Source organism: Streptomyces coelicoflavus (assembly GCF_003112555.1).
Classification (GTDB): Bacteria; Actinomycetota; Actinomycetes; order Streptomycetales; family Streptomycetaceae; genus Streptomyces; species Streptomyces coelicoflavus.
In genome coordinates, this window is sequence record NZ_BEWB01000018.1 from 18,942 (window position 1) to 37,421 (window position 18,480).

At 72.4% G+C, this 18,480-nt stretch carries 17 protein-coding genes and 2 pseudogenes; 18 read left to right on the forward strand and 1 reads right to left on the reverse strand.

The window, feature by feature from the left end; translation table 11 throughout:
• The first annotated feature begins 248 nt into the window (after window positions 1–248).
• The 4 genes from Sco07f_RS34760 (at window position 249) to ffh (ending at window position 6,132) form a co-directional block, all read left to right on the forward strand.
• Entirely contained in the window at window positions 249–1,595 is a 1,347-nt protein-coding gene (locus tag Sco07f_RS34760; RefSeq protein WP_108990228.1) for an ammonium transporter, read from the forward strand.
• A complete protein-coding gene (locus Sco07f_RS34765; RefSeq protein WP_030402312.1) occupies window positions 1,592–1,930 on the forward strand; it encodes a P-II family nitrogen regulator in 339 nt (112 codons plus the stop codon). The genes Sco07f_RS34760 and Sco07f_RS34765 overlap by 4 nt, the downstream gene beginning before the upstream one ends.
• A 30-nt stretch (window positions 1,931–1,960) precedes the next feature.
• On the forward strand, window positions 1,961–4,432 hold the full coding sequence (locus Sco07f_RS34770; RefSeq protein WP_167468311.1) for a [protein-PII] uridylyltransferase: 2,472 nt from the start codon (window positions 1,961–1,963) through the stop codon (window positions 4,430–4,432).
• A gap of 149 nt (window positions 4,433–4,581) precedes the next feature.
• Window positions 4,582–6,132: a signal recognition particle protein gene (gene ffh, locus Sco07f_RS34775; protein ID WP_042825250.1), complete on the forward strand. Its 1,551-nt coding sequence runs from the start codon at window positions 4,582–4,584 to the stop codon at window positions 6,130–6,132.
• 159 nt (window positions 6,133–6,291) lie between these two features.
• Here the strand turns inward: ffh and Sco07f_RS34780 are convergent, their stop codons facing one another.
• Entirely contained in the window at window positions 6,292–7,197 is a 906-nt protein-coding gene (locus tag Sco07f_RS34780) for a class I SAM-dependent methyltransferase (RefSeq protein WP_108990229.1), read from the reverse strand.
• Window positions 7,198–7,868: 671 nt separating this feature from the next.
• Here Sco07f_RS34780 and Sco07f_RS34785 point away from each other — a divergent pair.
• The 14 genes and pseudogenes from Sco07f_RS34785 (at window position 7,869) to Sco07f_RS34850 (ending at window position 18,211) form a co-directional block, all read left to right on the forward strand.
• Complete coding sequence (locus Sco07f_RS34785; protein WP_007444851.1) at window positions 7,869–8,465, forward strand: hypothetical protein; 597 nt, start codon at window positions 7,869–7,871, stop codon at window positions 8,463–8,465.
• Window positions 8,466–8,721: 256 nt separating this feature from the next.
• Window positions 8,722–9,141: a 30S ribosomal protein S16 gene (rpsP, locus tag Sco07f_RS34790; RefSeq protein WP_007444852.1), complete on the forward strand. Its 420-nt coding sequence runs from the start codon at window positions 8,722–8,724 to the stop codon at window positions 9,139–9,141.
• A gap of 2 nt (window positions 9,142–9,143) precedes the next feature.
• On the forward strand, window positions 9,144–9,383 hold the full coding sequence (locus tag Sco07f_RS34795; protein ID WP_003973401.1) for an RNA-binding protein: 240 nt from the start codon (window positions 9,144–9,146) through the stop codon (window positions 9,381–9,383).
• A 177-nt stretch (window positions 9,384–9,560) separates the two neighbouring features.
• Complete coding sequence (gene rimM / locus Sco07f_RS34800; RefSeq protein ID WP_108990230.1) at window positions 9,561–10,145, forward strand: ribosome maturation factor RimM; 585 nt, start codon at window positions 9,561–9,563, stop codon at window positions 10,143–10,145.
• Window positions 10,145–10,978, forward strand: coding sequence for a tRNA (guanosine(37)-N1)-methyltransferase TrmD (trmD, locus tag Sco07f_RS34805; RefSeq protein ID WP_007444856.1), 834 nt, complete (start codon window positions 10,145–10,147; stop codon window positions 10,976–10,978). Before rimM ends, trmD begins: the two co-directional genes overlap by 1 nt.
• Window positions 10,979–11,114: 136 nt before the next feature.
• A complete protein-coding gene (gene rplS, locus Sco07f_RS34810; protein ID WP_007444857.1) occupies window positions 11,115–11,465 on the forward strand; it encodes a 50S ribosomal protein L19 in 351 nt (116 codons plus the stop codon).
• A 45-nt stretch (window positions 11,466–11,510) separates the two neighbouring features.
• A pseudogene (gene lepB, locus Sco07f_RS34815) lies at window positions 11,511–12,213 on the forward strand (signal peptidase I); the annotation flags it as partial.
• 168 nt (window positions 12,214–12,381) lie between these two features.
• Window positions 12,382–13,458 (forward strand): annotated as a pseudogene (gene lepB, locus Sco07f_RS34820) (signal peptidase I); the annotation flags it as partial.
• Complete coding sequence (gene lepB, locus Sco07f_RS34825) at window positions 13,355–14,368, forward strand: signal peptidase I (RefSeq protein ID WP_244942212.1); 1,014 nt, start codon at window positions 13,355–13,357, stop codon at window positions 14,366–14,368. The pseudogene lepB (Sco07f_RS34820) and the gene lepB (Sco07f_RS34825), both read left to right, overlap by 104 nt.
• A gap of 93 nt (window positions 14,369–14,461) precedes the next feature.
• Window positions 14,462–15,238: a signal peptidase I gene (gene lepB / locus Sco07f_RS34830; RefSeq protein ID WP_087789417.1), complete on the forward strand. Its 777-nt coding sequence runs from the start codon at window positions 14,462–14,464 to the stop codon at window positions 15,236–15,238.
• Window positions 15,228–15,758, forward strand: coding sequence for an NUDIX hydrolase (locus tag Sco07f_RS34835; RefSeq protein WP_167468312.1), 531 nt, complete (start codon window positions 15,228–15,230; stop codon window positions 15,756–15,758). Before lepB (Sco07f_RS34830) ends, Sco07f_RS34835 begins: the two co-directional genes overlap by 11 nt.
• Before the next feature lie 56 nt (window positions 15,759–15,814).
• Window positions 15,815–16,123, forward strand: a complete 309-nt coding sequence (locus Sco07f_RS34840; protein ID WP_108990232.1) for a DUF2469 domain-containing protein — start codon at window positions 15,815–15,817, stop codon at window positions 16,121–16,123.
• Between the two features lie 88 nt (window positions 16,124–16,211).
• The gene (locus Sco07f_RS34845) at window positions 16,212–16,574 is read left to right on the forward strand and encodes a YraN family protein (RefSeq protein ID WP_007444915.1); all 363 of its coding nucleotides are present in this window, start codon (window positions 16,212–16,214) and stop codon (window positions 16,572–16,574) included.
• Window positions 16,574–18,211, forward strand: a complete 1,638-nt coding sequence (locus tag Sco07f_RS34850) for a YifB family Mg chelatase-like AAA ATPase (protein ID WP_108990233.1) — start codon at window positions 16,574–16,576, stop codon at window positions 18,209–18,211. Before Sco07f_RS34845 ends, Sco07f_RS34850 begins: the two co-directional genes overlap by 1 nt.
• The last annotated feature ends 269 nt before the right edge of the window (window positions 18,212–18,480 follow it).

The following is an 18,480-nucleotide window of genomic DNA, read 5'->3' on the forward strand; positions in this document are numbered from 1 at the left end:
GCCAGGTCATTCGGAGGCCGCCGCGGCCGGTCTGCGTCCCGGACCGGACGGCTCGGTCCCGACGACGACCACCCCGGCCGTTCACCCACGCGTAACACGCACCGCGCCTTCGTCACGGCGGCGAAACAACGAGGGGCTTCCACCGAAACCGCGCTGCGCCAATCTCATGGCGCATAACCGGCCCACCCCTCACCCCGCCCGCCCAGGCTTCGCCCGCATGGGGCCGTACCAACGACGAGGAGACGCCGATGGCTCCAGCCGTCACGCTCGCCGCAGAGACGGAGCTCTCTGCCGCCAACACGGGCTTCATGCTCATCTGCTCCGCCCTGGTGATGCTCATGACGCCGGCCCTGGCCTTCTTCTACGGAGGCATGGTCCGCGTCAAGAGCACCCTGAACATGCTGATGATGAGCTTCATCAGCCTCGGCATCGTCACCGTCCTGTGGGTGCTCTACGGCTTCTCCATGGCGTTCGGCACCGACTCCGGCAGCGTCGTCGGCTGGAACTCCGACTGGGTGGGCCTGAGCAACATCGGCCTGACCGAGCTGTGGGACGGCTACACCGTCCCCGTCTTCGTCTTCCTGGTCTTCCAGCTGATGTTCGCCGTCCTCACCCCTGCCCTGATCAGCGGCGCCCTCGCGGACCGCGTGAAGTTCACGGCCTGGGCGCTGTTCATTGCCTTGTGGGCCACGATCGTCTACTTCCCCGTCGCCCACTGGGTGTGGGGCGCCGGCGGCTGGGCCTTCGAGCTGGGTGTGATCGACTTCGCGGGCGGCACGGCCGTGCACATCAACGCCGGTGCCGCCGCGCTCGGCGTGATCCTCGTCATCGGCAAGCGGGTCGGCTTCAAGAAGGACCCGATGCGCCCGCACAACCTCCCGCTGGTCATGCTCGGCGCCGGACTGCTCTGGTTCGGCTGGTTCGGCTTCAACGCCGGTTCCTGGCTCGGCAACGACGACGGCGTCGGCGCGCTGATGTTCGTCAACACCCAGGTCGCCACCGGCGCCGCGATCCTCGGCTGGCTCGCCTACGAGAAGATCCGGCACGGCGCCTTCACCACCCTGGGCGCGGCCTCCGGCGCCGTCTCCGGCCTGGTCGCCATCACCCCGGCCGGCGGCGCCGTCTCCCCGCTCGGCGCGATCGCGGTCGGCCTCATCGCCGGCGTCGTGTGCGCCATGGCCGTCGGCCTCAAGTACAGGTTCGGCTACGACGACTCCCTCGACGTGGTCGGCGTCCACCTCGTCGGCGGCATCCTCGGCTCGCTGCTCGTCGGCCTCTTCGCCAGCGGCAAGGGCCAGTCCGACGTCGAGGGCCTCTTCTACGGCGGCGGCCTCGACCAGTTCTGGAAGCAGTGCGCGGGCGTCTTCGGCGTCCTCGCCTACTCCCTGGTCGTCTCCGCGGTCCTCGCCCTCCTGCTGGACAAGACGATCGGCATGCGGGTGTCGGAGGACGTCGAGGTGGCCGGCATCGACCAGGCCGAGCACGCCGAGACCGCATACGACTTCAGCGGCGCCGGCGGCGGTGCCGCCCGGACGACCGCCACGCCGGCCGCCTCCGCGGCCGCGTCGGCCCCGAGCAGGAAGGTGGACGCATGAAGCTCATCACCGCCGTCGTCAAGCCGCACCGGCTGGACGAGATCAAGGAGGCCCTCCAGGCCTTCGGGGTCCACGGCCTGACCGTCACCGAGGCCAGCGGCTACGGCCGCCAGCGCGGACACACCGAGGTCTACCGGGGTGCCGAGTACACCGTCGACCTGGTGCCCAAGATCCGCATCGAGGTCCTGGCCGAGGACGACGACGCCGAGCAGCTGATCGACGTCGTGGTCAAGGCGGCCCGCACCGGCAAGATCGGCGACGGCAAGGTCTGGGCGGTCCCGGTCGACACGGCCGTACGGGTCAGGACCGGCGAGCGCGGACCCGACGCGCTCTGACACGACGGACGGACGAACGGGAGTCGCCGGGTGACCAGTACGGACGTGACGGAAGAAGCAGAGGGCTCGGGACCCGGCGGCTACGCGGCGGCCAGGCTGCGCCTCCTCACCGAGGGGGCGCGGTCCGGGCCGCCGCGCCGCAGGGCGCTGGCCGGGCTGACCGACGACTGGCTGGCGGGCCTCTTCGACGCGGGCACCGGGGGACAGGCGGGCGTCTCGCTCGTCGCGGTCGGCGGCTACGGGCGCGGCGAGTTGTCCCCGCGCAGCGACCTGGACCTGCTCCTCCTGCACGACGGCCGGGACGACAAGGCCGTCGCCGCCCTCGCCGACCGCCTCTGGTACCCGGTCTGGGACCTCGGCCTCGACCTCGACCACTCCGTCCGCACCCCGCAGCAGGCCCGCAAGACCGCCGGCGAGGATCTGAAAGTCCACCTCGGTCTCCTGGACGCCCGCCACCTCGCCGGAGACCTCGGCCTGACCGCCTCCCTGCGTACCGCCGTCCTCGCCGACTGGCGCAACCAGGCCCCCAAGCGCCTCCCCGAACTCCGCGACCTGTGCGCCGAGCGCGCCGAACGCCAGGGCGAGCTGCGGTTCCTGCTGGAACCCGACCTCAAGGAGGCCCGGGGCGGCCTGCGCGACGCCACCGCCCTGCGTGCCGTCGCCGCCTCCTGGCTCGCCGACGCCCCGCGCGAGGGGCTCGCCGACGCCCGGCGCCGGCTGCTCGACGTACGCGACGCCCTCCACCTGGCGACGGGCCGCGCGACCGACCGGCTGGCCTTGCAGGAACAGGACCAGGTGGCGGCCGAGCTGGGCCTGCTGGACGCCGACGCCCTGCTGCGGCAGGTGTACGAGGCGGCCCGCGTCATCTCCTACGCGGGCGACGTCACCTGGCGCGAAGTGGGGCGCGTCCTGCGCGCGCGTTCCGTACGCCCGCGGCTGCGCGCCATGATGAGCGGGCGGAACGGTGGAAAACCGGCCGCCGAGCGCTCCCCGCTCGCCGAGGGCGTGGTGGAGCAGGACGGCGAGGTGGTGCTCGCCCGCACCGCGCGCCCCGAACGCGATCCCGTACTGCCGCTGCGCGCCGCGGCCGCCGCCGCGCAGGCCGGACTCCCGCTCTCCCTGCACGCCGTACGGCGCCTGGCGGCAACCGCGCGCCCCCTGCCCACGCCCTGGCCCGCCGAGGCGCGCGAGCAACTGGTGACCCTGCTCGGCTCGGGCCGGCCCACGGTGCAGGTCTGGGAGGCACTGGAGGCCGAGGGCCTGGTCACCCGGCTGCTGCCCGACTGGGAGCGGGTCCGCTGCCGCCCGCAGCGCAACGCCGTGCACCTGTGGACCGTCGACCGGCACCTGATCGAGACCGCCGTCCGCGCCGCCGGGTTCGCCCGCCGGGTGCACCGCCCCGACCTGCTGCTGGTCGCCGCGCTGCTGCACGACATCGGCAAGGGCTGGCCCGGCGACCACTCCGTGGCCGGGGAGACCATCGCCCGGGACGTCGCCGCCCGCATCGGCTTCGACGGCGCGGACGCGGCCGTCCTCGCCACTCTCGTACGCCATCACCTCCTGCTCGTGGAGACCGCCACCCGGCGCGACCTGGACGACCCGGCCACCGTGCGCGCGGTCGCGGAGGCGGTGGGTACGGAGCGCACGCTGGAGCTGCTGCACGCCCTGACCGAGGCGGACGCGCTGGCCACCGGGCCGGCCGCCTGGTCGTCCTGGCGCGGCTCCCTCGTCGCCGACTTGGTGAAGCGGGTCGCCGCGGTGCTGGCCGGGGAGCCACCGGCCGAGGCCGAGGCCGCCGCGCCCACCGCCGAGCAGGAGCGGCTCGCGGTCGAGGCCTTCCGCACGGGCGGCCCGGTCCTGGCGCTGCGGGCGCGGACCGAGCCGCTGGCCGGTTCCGCGGAGCCCGGTGCGGGCGCGGACGCCGGTCCCGATCCGCTCGGCGTCGAGCTGCTGATCGCCGTGCCCGACCAGGCCGGGGTGCTCCCCGCCGTGGCCGGGGTGCTGGCCCTGCACCGGCTGACCGTCCGCACCGCCGAACTGCGGTCCCTTCCGCTGCCGGACGGCGTCGACGGTTCCGTCCTGCTCCTCGACTGGCGGGTCGCCGCCCAGTACGGTTCCCTGCCCCAGGCCGCCCGGCTCCGTGCCGACCTGGTCAGGGCCCTGGACGGCACCCTGGACACCGCAGGTCGCCTCGCCGAACGGGACGCCGCCCACCCCCGGCGCCGGGGCGTGGAGCCGCCCCCGCCCCGCGTGACCGTCGCCCCGGCCGCGTCCCGGCTGGCCACGGTGATCGAGGTCCGGGCGCAGGACGCACCGGGGCTGCTGTTCCGGCTCGGGCGGGCCCTGGAGGCGGCGGGGGTGCGGGTGCGGAGCGCGCACGTGTCGACGCTGGGGGCGAACGCGGTGGACGCGTTCTACGTGACGCGGGGCGACGGGGTGCCGTTGCCGGGGGAGGAGGCGGCGTCGGTGGCCCGGGAGCTGGAGGATTCGCTGCGGGCGTGACCGTACGGTGCGGCCCTCGCGCACGCGGGGCTTCCGGTCCCTGTCCGTTCCCTGCCCGCCCTCCGCAGCGGGCAGGGACGATTTGCTTGCCGGGACGGATACCCTGGAGGGCGACCCACACCAACGCCGACGCGAGGACCTACGCCGCCGTGTTCGATACTCTCTCCGACCGCCTGTCAGCCACCTTCAAATCCCTCCGGGGCAAAGGACGGCTGACCGAGGCGGACATCGACGCCACGGCCCGCGAGATCCGCATCGCGCTGCTCGAGGCCGACGTGGCGCTCCCCGTCGTGCGCGCCTTCATCAAGAAGGTCAAGGAGCGCTCCCTCGGTGCCGAGGTCTCCAAGGCGCTCAACCCCGCCCAGCAGGTCCTCAAGATCGTCAACGAGGAACTGGTCGGCATCCTCGGCGGCGAGACCCGCCGCCTGCGCTTCGCCAAGCAGCCGCCGACCGTGATCATGCTCGCCGGTCTCCAGGGTGCCGGTAAGACCACGCTCGCGGGCAAGCTGGGCCGCTGGCTCAAGGAGCAGGGCCACTCGCCGCTCCTGGTCGCCTGTGACCTCCAGCGCCCCAACGCCGTCAACCAGCTGAGCGTCGTCGCCGAGCGAGCCGGTGTCGCGGTCTACGCCCCCGAGCCGGGCAACGGCGTGGGCGACCCGGTCAAGGTCGCCAAGGACTCCATCGAGTTCGCCAAGGCCAAGGTCCACGACCTGGTCATCGTCGACACCGCCGGCCGCCTGGGCATCGACCAGGAGCTGATGCAGCAGGCCGCGGACATCCGCGACGCGGTCAGCCCCGACGAGATCCTCTTCGTCGTCGACGCGATGATCGGTCAGGACGCGGTCAACACCGCGGAGGCCTTCCGCGACGGCGTCGGCTTCGACGGCGTGGTGCTGTCCAAGCTGGACGGCGACGCCCGCGGTGGTGCGGCCCTGTCGATCGCCTCGGTGACCGGCAAGCCGATCATGTTCGCCTCGAACGGCGAGAAGCTCGAGGACTTCGACGCCTTCCACCCGGACCGGATGGCCTCCCGCATCCTCGACATGGGTGACCTGCTCACCCTGATCGAGCAGGCGGAGAAGACGTTCAGCCAGGAAGAGGCCGAGAAGATGGCCTCCAAGCTGGCGTCCAAGAAGGGCCAGGACTTCACCCTGGACGACTTCCTGGCCCAGATGGAGCAGGTCCGGAAGATGGGCAGCATCAGCAAGCTGCTCGGCATGCTGCCCGGCATGGGCCAGATGAAGGACCAGATCAACAACCTCGACGAGCGCGACGTCGACCGCACGGCCGCCATCATCAAGTCGATGACCCCGGCCGAGCGCCAGGAGCCGACGCTCATCAACGGCTCGCGCCGCGCCCGTATCGCCAAGGGCTCCGGCGTCGAGGTCAGCGCCGTCAAGTCACTCGTGGAGCGCTTCTTCGAGGCCCGCAAGATGATGTCCCGCATGGCCCAGGGGGGCGGCATGCCCGGGATGCCGGGGATGCCCGGCATGGGCGGCGGGCCCGGCCGGCAGAAGAAGCAGCAGAAGAAGGCCAAGGGCAAGCAGCGCTCCGGCAACCCGATGAAGCGCAAGCAGCAGGAGCAGGAGGAGGCCGCCCGCCGTGCCGCCGCCGCGCAGGGCGGGGGCGCCCTGGGGCTGCCGCAGCAGGGCGGTCAGGACTTCGAGCTGCCGGACGAGTTCAAGAAGTTCATGGGCTGACGCCCGTCCCGTTCCCCCGAACGGTGGATCAGGGCAGAGGTCTCTGATCCACCGTTCTCTGGTCCAGCGGTCTCTGATGCACCAGTCTCGGATCCAGCAGGGGGAGCCGCGGGAGCCGTGTCCCGTCGCCGGTCGCGCGTATCCGGCCGGAAGGGCTCGTCAACGCACCCGGGCGATCAGGTAGCGGAACACGTTCGGCATCCACACGGTTCCGTCCGGCCGCTGATGGGGATGCAGGGCCTCCGTCAGCTCCTTGTCGACCTGTTCCCGGTCGGTCGCCGCGACCGCCGCGTCGAAGAGCCCGGTCGACAGCAGTCCGCGCACCGCGCTGCCCGGGTCGGCGTAGCCGAACGGGCAGGCCACCCGCCCCGAGCCGTCCGGCCTCAGCCCGGCCCGCTGGGCGACCTCCTCCAGGTCGTCGCGCAGGGCGGGGCGCCAGCCGGCGCCGCGCAGCGGGTCGGAGAGTTTGCCGGCCACCCGCAGCACCGACGTCGTGGCGCAGCGCTCGGGCGGGCCCCAGCCGGCCAGTACGACGGCCGCTCCCCGCGCGGCGAGCGGCGTCGCCCGGGCGAGCAGTTCACCGAGCCGCTCCGAGTCGTCCGCGAGGCACCCGGTGGGCTCGAAGGCGGTCACCAGGTTGAACGCCGGCGCCGTCGGGTCCGCCGCGGCCTCGGGTGCGCCCTCGACGAGCCTCGGCGTGCCGGCCCGCGCGCGCGTGCCGCCCGTCTCGGAGGGCCACTGCCCCTCGGCCGCGCCCGTTTCCCCGGGCGCCCCGGGAAGCAGGCGCCGGCGGGCGAGGGCCAGGAGTTCCGGGGAGCGGGAGTCGACCCCGGTCACCGCGGCGCCGCGCGAGGCGGCCATCAGCAGCGCGAGACCGGATCCGCAGCCCAGGCCCAGCATCCGGGTGTCGCCGCCCACGTCCAGTCGCTCGAAGACGGCCTCGTAGAGCGGTACGAGCATCCGCTCCTGTATCTCGGACCAGTCACGCGCGCGTGCTCGCAAGTCCACGTGAGGTGGCGCCCCCGCGTGAGACGACGAGTGCTGCCGCACGAGCGTAGGTGTCATAGGAAAGCGCCCCAATCGCCGAGTGTTGCCGCCGTGCCCGATTCCATGGCCCCCGTGCAGTGCGCTCGCACTCCCCCCGTATGCCAGGAAACTCCGGGCTCGCCGTGGCGTCCAGTGGTGGAGGGACCCGGTTTGCCCGATCCCCGGCACCCTGGCGAGATTTCACTTCCCGGCAACATGGGCCTGGCCGCGTGGTACCCCGGGTAGCCCCGTCCCGTGCCCTCGGCCGGTTGGCCGGATCCCGTCGCTGGGCGATGACCGTGGGTGGCCGCGGCGCGGATGGGACGGTTCCGGCCAAGGTCGACCGGTGCGGCGGCCACCGCACGGTGCCCCGGCGTGCCGCGGGGCGGGGCGGTGCCGCACGCCGGAGGCGCACGCGGTAACGTCGCATCCGTCGACGCGCTCACCCGGACGGCGCCCCTCCGTCGCGACAGCGACCGAAACGCCACTTGCGCCCGCGCGGGTCGCACGCACTCCGGCGCGTGGACGTCGGCTACGCGCCGGCGCGTACGTCAGACTACGCACCAGCTTGGTACGAGCTGTGCGGCTTCTCCGCAGATCAGCGCACCCGCCCTCGTCGGGACGCATCAGCGGCAACTGACGGGTACGTGCAAATTATTTGGGATGCCCCGGAATAGGAACACAGCGGCCCCCCGGCTCGTTGTCATTACGTGAGCACGACACCACCTGTTCTCGCCGCAGAGCTGGCGCAGGCGTGGGCCGACATTCAGCGGCACCACACCGAGCTGCCCGATCTTGCCGCGCCCGAGTCCCTGATCGGAGAGTCGTCGTCCGCCTGCGGGCACGAGCTCTCCTTCGAGCGACTGCTTCACGAGGCAGTCCACGGCATCGCCGCCGCGCGCGGAGTACGCGACACATCCCGCGCGGGGCGCTACCACAACCGCCGATTCCTCGCGATCGCCGAGGAGCTGGGCCTGGACCACCCCGAGGAGCCACATCCCAGCAGTGGCTTCTCGCTGGTCACGCTCACCCCCGAGGCGAAGCGCCGCTACCGACCGACGATCGAACGCCTCCAGCGCGCGCTGAAGGCCCACACCGCCGCCACCGCGACGGACACGGCCCGCAGCTTCCGCGGTCCGGCCGCCCGGCACGGCTCCTCCGGGGGAGGGGTGCGCGTGAAGGCGGTCTGCGACTGCGGACGCAATGTGCGCGTCGTCCCGTCGGTGCTGGCCCAGGCGCCGATCATGTGCGGCGGCTGCGGCAAGCCGTTCCGCATCCCGGAGGTGGTCGGCGCGGGAGTGGGCTGACGGTCCGGCTGCTCGTGGCAGCCGGACCGGGCCGGGGTCCGTCGTCCGGGGCCGAGTGGTCCGCCCGCGGGGGCGGACCCGGTGCCCTCGGTCCGACGGGCCTGCGCGCGTGTGGCACAATGGCTAGCTGTACTCGACAGTCGCACAGGACCCCTCTCTCCTCCGGCTGACGCGTCCATCGGGCACTCGGGTACCGCAACCCCACGCGGCTCTCTCGCCGTGCCCACCCACGTCAAAACCAGGAGAACCCACTCCCGTGGCAGTCAAGATCAAGCTGAAGCGTCTGGGCAAGATCCGTTCGCCTCACTACCGCATCGTCGTCGCCGACTCCCGTACCCGCCGTGACGGCCGGGCCATCGAGGAGATCGGCAAGTACCACCCGACGTACAACCCGTCGGTGATGGAGGTCGACGCCGAGCGTGTCGCGTACTGGCTCGGTGTCGGCGCGCAGCCGACCGAGCCCGTGCTCGCCATCCTGAAGAAGACCGGCGACTGGCAGAAGTTCAAGGGCGAGCCCGCCCCGGCTCCGCTGCTCCAGCCGGCCGAGAAGGCGGCCCGCCCGTCCTTCGAGGCGATCGGTGGCGAGGACGAGGGCAAGGGTGAGGCGATCACCCAGAAGAAGAAGGCCGACAAGAAGGACGAGGCCGCCGCCGAGTCCTCCGCGTCCGAGGCCTGAGCATGCTCGAGGAGGCTCTCGAGCACCTCGTGAAGGGCATCGTCGACAATCCCGACGATGTGCAGGTCGCCTCGCGCAACCTGCGCCGCGGACGGGTGCTCGAGGTTCGGGTCCACCCCGACGACCTCGGCAAGGTGATCGGCCGCAACGGCCGCACCGCACGCGCCCTGCGCACCGTCGTGGGCGCCATCGGCGGCCGCGGTGTCCGTGTCGACCTCGTCGACGTGGACCACGTCCGCTGACGCGCATCGCAGTACCGGCTCGGGCCGGGGAAGGCCACAGGGCCGTCCCCGGCCCGTAGTCGTGTGTGCCCCGGGCAGCAGGAGCCCCGAGGCAGTATGTGCCCCGTGGCCGTCCGTGCCCCGAGGGCCGTTCGAGTCCGACGGCTCGTCCGCAGTTCCGACAGGAGATCAAGCACAGTGCAGCTGGTAGTCGCGCGCATCGGCCGCGCCCACGGGATCAAGGGCGAGGTGACCGTCGAGGTCCGCACGGACGAGCCGGAGCTGAGGCTCGGGCCCGGAGCCGTGCTGGCCACCGACCCCGCCTCCGCCGGACCGCTCACCATCGAGACCGGCCGGGTGCACAGCGGCCGCCTCCTGCTGCGCTTCGCCGGCGTCCACGACCGCACCGGCGCCGAGGCGCTGCGCAACACCCTCCTGATCGCCGACGTGGACCCGGCCGAGCGGCCCGAGGACGAGGACGAGTACTACGACCACCAGCTGATCGACCTCGACGTGGTGACCGAGGACGGCACCGAGGTCGGCCGGATCACCGAGATCTCCCACCTGCCCACGCAGGACCTCTTCGTCGTGGAGCGCCCCGACGGCACCGAGGTCTACGTGCCGTTCGTCTCCGAGATCGTCACGGAGATCGACCTCGACGAGCAGCGCGCGGTCATCGATCCGCCGCCCGGCCTGATCGACGACCGGGCCGAGATCGCCTCGGCACGGGACGCCGATACCGAGGGCGACGCCGATGCCGAGGACGCCGGGGACGAGGCGTAATGCGGCTCGACGTCGTCACGATCTTCCCCGAGTACCTGGAACCGCTGAACGTCTCCCTCGTCGGCAAGGCACGCGCGCGTGGGCAGCTCGGCGTCCACGTGCACGACCTCCGCGAGTGGACGTACGACCGCCACAACACGGTCGACGACACCCCCTACGGCGGCGGCCCCGGCATGGTCATGAAGACCGAGCCGTGGGGCGACGCCCTGGACACCGTGCTGGCCGACGGCTACGAGACGGGGGCCCGTGAGCCCGCCCTCATCGTGCCCACGCCCAGTGGCCGCCCCTTCACCCAGGAACTCGCCGTCCACCTCTCCGAGCGGCCCTGGCTGATCTTCACCCCCGCCCGCTACGAGGGCATCGACCGCCGCGTCGTCGACGAGTACGCGACCCGGATGCCCGTGTACGAGGTGTCCATCGGCGACTACGTCCTGGCGGGCGGCGAGGCCGCGGTACTCGTCGTCACCGAGGCCGTGGCCCGGCTGCTGCCCGGCGTGCTGGGCAACGCCGAGTCCCACCGGGACGACTCCTTCGCTCCCGGTGCCATGGCCAACCTGCTGGAGGGCCCCGTCCACACCAAGCCGCCGCAGTGGCGCGGGCGCGGCATCCCGGACGTGCTGCTCAGCGGCCACCACGGGAAGATCGCCCGCTGGCGCCGCGACGAGGCGCTGCGCCGCACCACGGCCAACCGGCCCGACCTGATCGAACGGTGCGATCCCGCCGCCTTCGACAAGAAGGACCGCGAGATGCTCTCCATCCTGGGCTGGCAGCCCGACCCGGACGGGGAACCGTACGGCCGATTTTGGCGCAGGACCCCGGGCATGGAAGAATAGGCGGCTGTTGTGCGTCCGTCCGGAGCGTGCCCCTGCCACAGGGGGAAACGACGCCCGTCCCGACCCGCGCGACACTGACTCCGAAACACCTAGTTTCCGTTGATGACCTGTGGCATCAGCGAGGAAAGCAGACGAAATGTCTCACCTGCTCGACTCCGTCGACGCCGCGTCGCTGCGCAGCGACGTCCCGGCCTTCCGCCCCGGCGACACCGTCAACGTCCACGTGCGCGTCATCGAGGGCAACCGCTCCCGTGTGCAGCAGTTCAAGGGCGTCGTCATCCGCCGTCAGGGCGCCGGCGTGCGCGAGACCTTCACGGTCCGCAAGGTCTCCTTCTCCGTCGGCGTCGAGCGCACCTTCCCGGTGCACACCCCGATCGTGGAGAAGATCGAGCTCGTCACCAAGGGTGACGTCCGCCGCGCCAAGCTGTACTACCTGCGCGAGCTGCGCGGCAAGGCCGCGAAGATCAAGGAGAAGCGCGAGAGCTGAGCGCCCTCCGAGGTCCGTGCCGGGGCCGGATAGCATCTGGCCCCGATGGACACCGAAGCACAGCACACGGAGCGCGACCGCTCCTCCCGCCCCTCCGACTCCGAGCAGCCCTCGGATCCGGACGGTCCGGAGGAGCGGTCGCGTTCCGCGTTCACGGGGCGGATCACCGACTGGGTGCCGGGCGGCCGGATCACCGTGACCCTGCTGGTCCTCCTGCTGTTCCTGCTGCTGCTCAGCACCTTCGTGCTGCGGCCGTTCCAGATCCCGAGCGGATCGATGGAGCGCGGATTGAGGATCGGTGACCGCGTTCTCGTAAACAAGTTGGCGTACCGTTTCGACGGTCGGCCGCAGCGGGGCGACATCGTCGTCTTCGACGGCACCGGGCTCTTCGGGGACGGTGACTACATCAAACGCGTTGTCGGTGTGGGCGGGGACCACGTGGTGTGCTGCGACGAGGAGGGGAGGGTCCGGGTGAACGGCCAGTCGGTCGACGAGTCGGCGTTCCTTTACCCCGGCGACCGCCCGTCCACGGTCCCCTTCGACGTCGTCGTCCCCGACGGGACCCTCTTCGTCCTCGGCGACCACCGTGCCGACTCCAGCGACTCCCGCGACCACCTGGGCTCCCCGGGCGGCGGGATGGTGCCGCTGGACGAGGTGATCGGCCGCGCCGACTGGATCGTCTGGCCCTTCGGCCACGCCACCCACCTGGACCGCCCCGACGCCTACGCGCGCGTGCCGGACGCGGAGAGCGGGGCCGAGGCGGGGGAGAGCGGGGCCGGGGCGGGGGAGACCGGGGCAGAGGCTGGGGAGACCGGGGCCGGGGCGGGGGAGAGCGGGGCCGAGCCGACGCCCGCCGGGGCCGGGGCGGCGCCGGCGACGCGGTCCGGGACCGGGGCCGGGCGGGCCGGGGACGCCGATGGGTAGCCGGGGGAAGCCGCGGGGGGCGCCCAGCAGCCCCACGGAGAACCTGCTGCCCACCGGCTCGAGGCGCACCGCCGCGCCCTCCGGCGGCCGCTCGCGCGCCGAGCGCCGCAAGCTCCAGCGCAAGGTGAAACGGCGGCGCAGACGCGGCGCCGTCAAGGAGATCCCCCTCCTCATCGGCGTCGCGGTCCTCATAGCGCTGGTGCTGAAGACCTTCCTCGTCCAGGCCTTCGTGATCCCGTCGGGCTCCATGGAGCAGACCATCCGGATCGGCGACCGGGTCCTGGTGGACAAGCTGACCCCCTGGTTCGGTTCCGAGCCGCAGCGCGGGGACGTGGTCGTCTTCCGGGACCCCGGCGGCTGGCTCCGGGGCGAACAGACCACCAAGAAGGACGATCCCGTCGTCGTCAAACAGGTCAAGGAAGGCCTCGCCTTCATCGGACTGCTGCCGTCCGACGACGAGAAGGACCTCATCAAGCGGGTCGTCGGCGTGGGCGGCGACCACGTCAAGTGCTGCGACAAACAGGGCCGCGTCACCGTCAACGGCGTTCCCCTGAACGAGGACTACCTGTACCCCGGGGACGTGCCGTCCCGCACGCCCTTCGACGTCACCGTCCCCGAGGGGCGGTTGTGGGTGATGGGCGACCACCGGTCCAATTCGGCCGACTCCCGCGCCCACCAGAACACCGACTTCGGCACCGTCTCCGAGGACGAGGTGGTGGGGCGGGCCATGGTGATCGCGTGGCCGTTCGGTCACTGGACCACCCTGGACGAACCCGAGACGTACGCGTCCGTGTCCGACTCGGCCTCCGGTTCGACCGCCGCTCCCGGGCTGTCGCATAGGGTTGCCCCCTACGATCCGAACGCGATGATTGAACTCCCGACCCCTGCGGAACTCCCGCTCGTTATGGGAGTGGTGGGCCTGCGTCGCATCCGGGGCAGGCGGTGGCAGAGAGTGAGGAGTTGGCGTGGGGGATGTGGCGGTCGGCGCACGGTCCGGACACGACGGCGAGGAGAACCGCGGACGCCCCGAGGAGACGGCCGACCCGGCGGCGGTCGGCGCCCCGGACTCCCGGTACGGCTCCGGAACCGAGGACGGCAGGGTGACGAACGGACAGAGCGGCCAGAACGGGCACAACGGCGGGACGGAGGACGAGGGGGTCGGCGGAACACCGCCCGCGGCACCTCCGGCGGCCAAGAAGCAGCGCTCCTTCTGGAAGGAGCTGCCGATCCTGATCGGCATCGCGCTGGTGCTGGCCCTGCTGATCAAGACGTTCCTGGTACAGGCGTTCTCGATCCCGTCGTCCTCGATGGAGAACACCCTTCAGATCGGTGACCGGGTCCTCGTCGACAAGCTGACCCCCTGGTTCGGCTCCGAGCCCGAGCGCGGCGAGGTGGTCGTCTTCCACGACCCGGACGACTGGCTTGCGGGCGAGCCGACGCCCGACCCGAACGCGCTGCAGACCGTCCTCAGCTGGATCGGCCTGATGCCGTCCGCCGACGAGAAGGACCTGATCAAGCGCGTCATCGGCGTCGGCGGCGACACGGTCGAGTGCAACAAGACCGGCCCGCTGAAGGTCAACGGCAAGGCGCTGAACGAGCCGTACGTCTACCCGGGCAACACCCCGTGCTCGGACGACGACCAGGGCGGCCGGTTCAAGGTCACCGTGCCCGAGGGCAAAATCTGGGTCATGGGCGACCACCGGCAGAACTCCCGTGACTCGCGCTACAACCAGGCGGACAAGAACGGCGGCATGGTCCCGGTGGACGAGGTCGTGGGCCGCGCCATCGTGGTCGCCTGGCCGATGGACCGCTGGAGCACCCTGCCGGTCCCGGACACCTTCGACCAGGACGGCCTCCAGTCACAGGCCCAGTCGCCGGCCGCCGCGCTCACGGTCGCACCTCAGGGCCTGGCCGTGGCCGGCGTGGTCCCGTTCGTCTGGTGGCGCCGTCGCCGCACCGCCCCGGCCGAGACGCGCTGAGCCCGCCGCATCCCGCCGCGGTTCCAAGAGCCCCCTTCCGGTCCCCGGGAGGGGGCTGCCCCGTTGGCGTACCGCCGGGTAAGGTGCGGCTCCATGGGTGGCGAGAGCACGACACGTACGGCCCCGCGCGGTGGCGGAGCGAACAAGGGCGCGGTGGGCGGCCGGACCGGGCAGCGGCTGTCCGGCATCGCGGTGGCGCTGGGTCTGGTGCTGTTCCTCGGCGGTTTCGCCTGGGGTGCGGTGGTCTACCGCCCCTACACCGTGCCGACCAGCTCGATGACGCCGACGATCGACGCCGGTGACCGGGTCCTGGCGCAGCGCATCGACGGCGCCGACGTCCGCCGCGGTGACGTCGTCGTGTTCAAGGACGCGACCTGGGCCAACGCCCCGATGGTCAAGCGGGTCGTCGCCGTCGGCGGGGACACCGTCTCGTGCTGCCAGAAGGGCAAGCTGAAGGTCAACGGCAAGGTGATCGACGAGCCGTACCTGCCCGCCGGCACCCCGGCCGAGATCAGCGACTTCCAGACGGTGACCGTCCCGGAGGGCCGCCTGTTCCTGCTCGGCGACGAGCGCGACAACTCCGTCGACTCCACCGCCCACCTCACCGACGCGGCCGGCGGCACCGTGTCGCGCGGCGCCGTGGACGCCCGCGTGGACGCCGTGGCCTGGCCGATGAACGGCATGCTGGAGCGGCCGACCGGCTTCGAGACGCTGGGCGACCTGTCCTCGCCCGGTCCGCTGCGGACCGTCGTCGTCCTGGTGATCGCCGGGGCCGTGCTGATCCTGGGCGGCGCGGCCTACGGCCCGCTCGCCCAGCGCGCGGGGGCCTCCCGGGCCCGCAAGGGAGCGGAGCCGGCCGGTGGGCGCTGAGGTGACGCCGGCGGGGCAGGACACCTATGAGGGCGGCCTGCGCCGGGTCGCCCGGGTCGTGCTGCTCGACCCGGAGGACCGCATCCTGCTGCTGCACGGGCACGAACCGGACGACCCGGCCGACGACTGGTGGTTCACCCCCGGTGGCGGTGTGGAGGGCGACGAGACCCGTGAGGAGGCCGCCCGGCGCGAACTCCTGGAGGAGACCGGCATCACCGACGTCGAACTCGGCCCGGTGCTGTGGCGGCGCAGGTGCTCCTTCCCCTTCGCGGGCCGCCGTTGGGACCAGGACGAGTGGTACTACCTGGCCCGCACCGCCCGGACCGCCACCGAGGCGGTCGGCCCCGGCCTCACCGAACTGGAGCGGCGCAGCGTCGCCGGAGCGCGCTGGTGGACGTGTGAGGAACTGACCCGGGCACGTGAGACGGTGTATCCGACCAGACTCGCCGGGCTGCTGCGCACGCTGCTCGACGAAGGTCCCCCGGCCGGTCCGGTGACCCTGGACACCGAAATCGTCTAGGGGCACGCGGGACTGGCGCACAATGGGGTGACCGCACGGCTGAAGGGGAACATGCCATGAGCGCCGAGGACCTCGAGAAGTACGAGACCGAGATGGAGCTCAAGCTCTACCGGGAGTACCGCGACGTCGTCGGTCTGTTCAAATACGTGATCGAGACCGAGCGGCGTTTCTACCTCACCAACGACTACGAGATGCAGGTGCACTCGGTCCAGGGCGAGGTGTTCTTCGAGGTCTCCATGGCTGATGCCTGGGTGTGGGACATGTACCGGCCGGCCCGGTTCGTCAAGCAGGTGAGGGTGTTGACGTTCAGGGACGTGAACATCGAGGAGCTGAACAAGAGCGACCTGGAGCTCCCGGGCGGGTGACGGAGTTGTCCACAACCGGTGAGTAGCTCACCGTGAGTGATGGGCTCGTAACTTCTGCGTGATCGTTGGTGCCGGAGGTGGTGCCGACATGAACGCACGAGGTGCGCTGGGCAAGTACGGCGAGACGCTCGCCGCCCGCCGGCTGGCCGGAGCCGGAATGACCGTCCTGGAGCGGAACTGGCGCTGCGGCAGGACCGGCGAGATCGACATCGTGGCCCGCGACGGCGACGTCCTGGTCGTCTGCGAGGTCAAGACGCGCAGGGGCGGCTCCTTCGAGCACCCGATGGCCGCCGTGACCCCGGACAAGGCGGAGCGGCTGCGGCGGCTCGCCGGCCGCTGGATCCAGACCCACGGAGGAGCCCCGCCCGGCGGGGTCCGCATCGACCTGGTCGGCGTGCTCCTCCCGCGGCGCGGCGCCCCCGTGGTCGAACACGCCCGGGGGGTGGCGTGATGGCGTTCGCGCGTACGTGCTCGGTGGCGCTCGTCGGCGTCGAGGGCGTGGTGGTCGAGGTCCAGGCCGACCTGGAACCGGGAGTGGCGGCGTTCACGCTGGTGGGGCTGCCGGACAAGAGCCTCACCGAGAGCCGGGACCGGGTACGGGCGGCCGTGGTGAACTCGGGCGCCGAGTGGCCCCAGAAGAAGCTGACGGTGGGACTCAGCCCGGCCTCGGTGCCCAAGAGCGGCAGCGGCTTCGACCTCGCCGTCGCCGCGAGCGTCCTGGGCGCCGCGGAACGGATCGACCCGCGGGTGCTCGCCGACATCGTGATGATCGGCGAGCTGGGCCTGGACGGCCGGGTGCGGCCGGTGCGCGGCATCCTGCCGGCGGTACTCGCCGCGGCCGAGGCCGGCTACGAACAGGTGGTCGTACCGGAGTGCGCCGCCGCCGAGGCGTCGCTGGTGCCGGGAGTGTCGGTGCTCGGGGTGCGCAGCCTGCGCCAGCTGATCGCCGTCCTCGCCGACGAACCCGTGCCGGAGGAGGAACAGGACCTTCAGGGCCGCCCCGACCCGCTCATGGCCGGCCTGCGGATGCCCGGCACCGGCGCGGCCACCGGAATGCACAGCATCGGAGCGGCCCAGCACGACCATGGTCACGAGCACGGCCACGACCTCGCCGACGTCGTCGGACAGGAGTCGGCCCGCACGGCCGTGGAGGTCGCCGCGGCCGGCCGCCACCACCTGTTCCTGGAAGGCCCGCCCGGCGCCGGCAAGACCATGCTCGCCGAACGGCTGCCCGCGATCCTGCCCCGGCTCGTCCGTGCCGAGTCCCTCGAGGTCACCGCCGTGCACTCGGTGGCGGGGCTGCTGCCGCCGGGCAGGCCACTGATCGACGTGGCCCCCTACTGCGCTCCCCACCACTCCGCCACGATGCAGGCCCTCGTCGGCGGCGGCCCCGGCATCGCGCGGCCGGGAGCGGTGTCGCTGGCCCATCGGGGCGTCCTGTTCCTGGACGAAACACCGGAATTCAGCAGTCACGCGCTGGACGCTCTGCGCCAGCCGCTGGAGGCCGGGCACGTCGTCATCGCGCGCAGCGCGGGCGTGGTGCGCTTCCCGGCGCGGTTCCTGATGGTGCTCGCCGCCAATCCCTGCCCCTGCGGGCGGTTCTCGCGGACCGACGAGCTGTGCGAGTGCTCGCCGGCGGCGATCCGCCGCTACCAGGCCAGGCTGTCCGGGCCGCTGCTCGACCGGGTCGACCTGCGCGTCGAGGTGGACCGGGTCACACGCAGCCAGCTGGCGGGGGACGGACCCCGGGGCGACTCCACCGCCGCCGTCGCCGACCGGGTGCGCGCGGCCCGGGAGCGGGCTGCCGCGCGCCTCGCGGGCACGCCGTGGCGGTCGAACAGCGAGGTGCCCGGCCGTGAGCTGCGCAGCCGCTGGCGTGCCGCGCCCGGGGCGCTGGAGGAGGCGGAGCGCAGCCTGGAACGCGGCGTGCTCACCGCCCGCGGACTCGACCGGGTCCTGCGCGTGGCCTGGACCGTCGCCGACCTCGTCGGCCACGACCGCCCCGTAGCGGGGGACGTCGCCCTGGCGCTGCAGTTGCGCACCGGTGTGCCGCGGGGCGTTCCGATGGCTCTGGGAGCACTGACGTGAGCGGGGGAGCCGGGCCGACGGGGGACGGCGCCATGAACAGGGACGCGGCGCAGCCGGGGAAAGACGCCCTCTTCCGCGCCGACGCCCTGTTCTGCGGCGGCGGTGGTCAGGTCGAGGGCGACTCCTCAGGGGGAGGTGATCCCGGCGAGGGTGACGCGGTGACGCGTGCTGTGCCCCGGGACGACGGTCGGGAGAGGAGGGCGGACCAGACGGAGGGGGACGGGACAGAGATCGGCGGCGCAGGGGGTGACGACCTGCCGGCCGGGCCG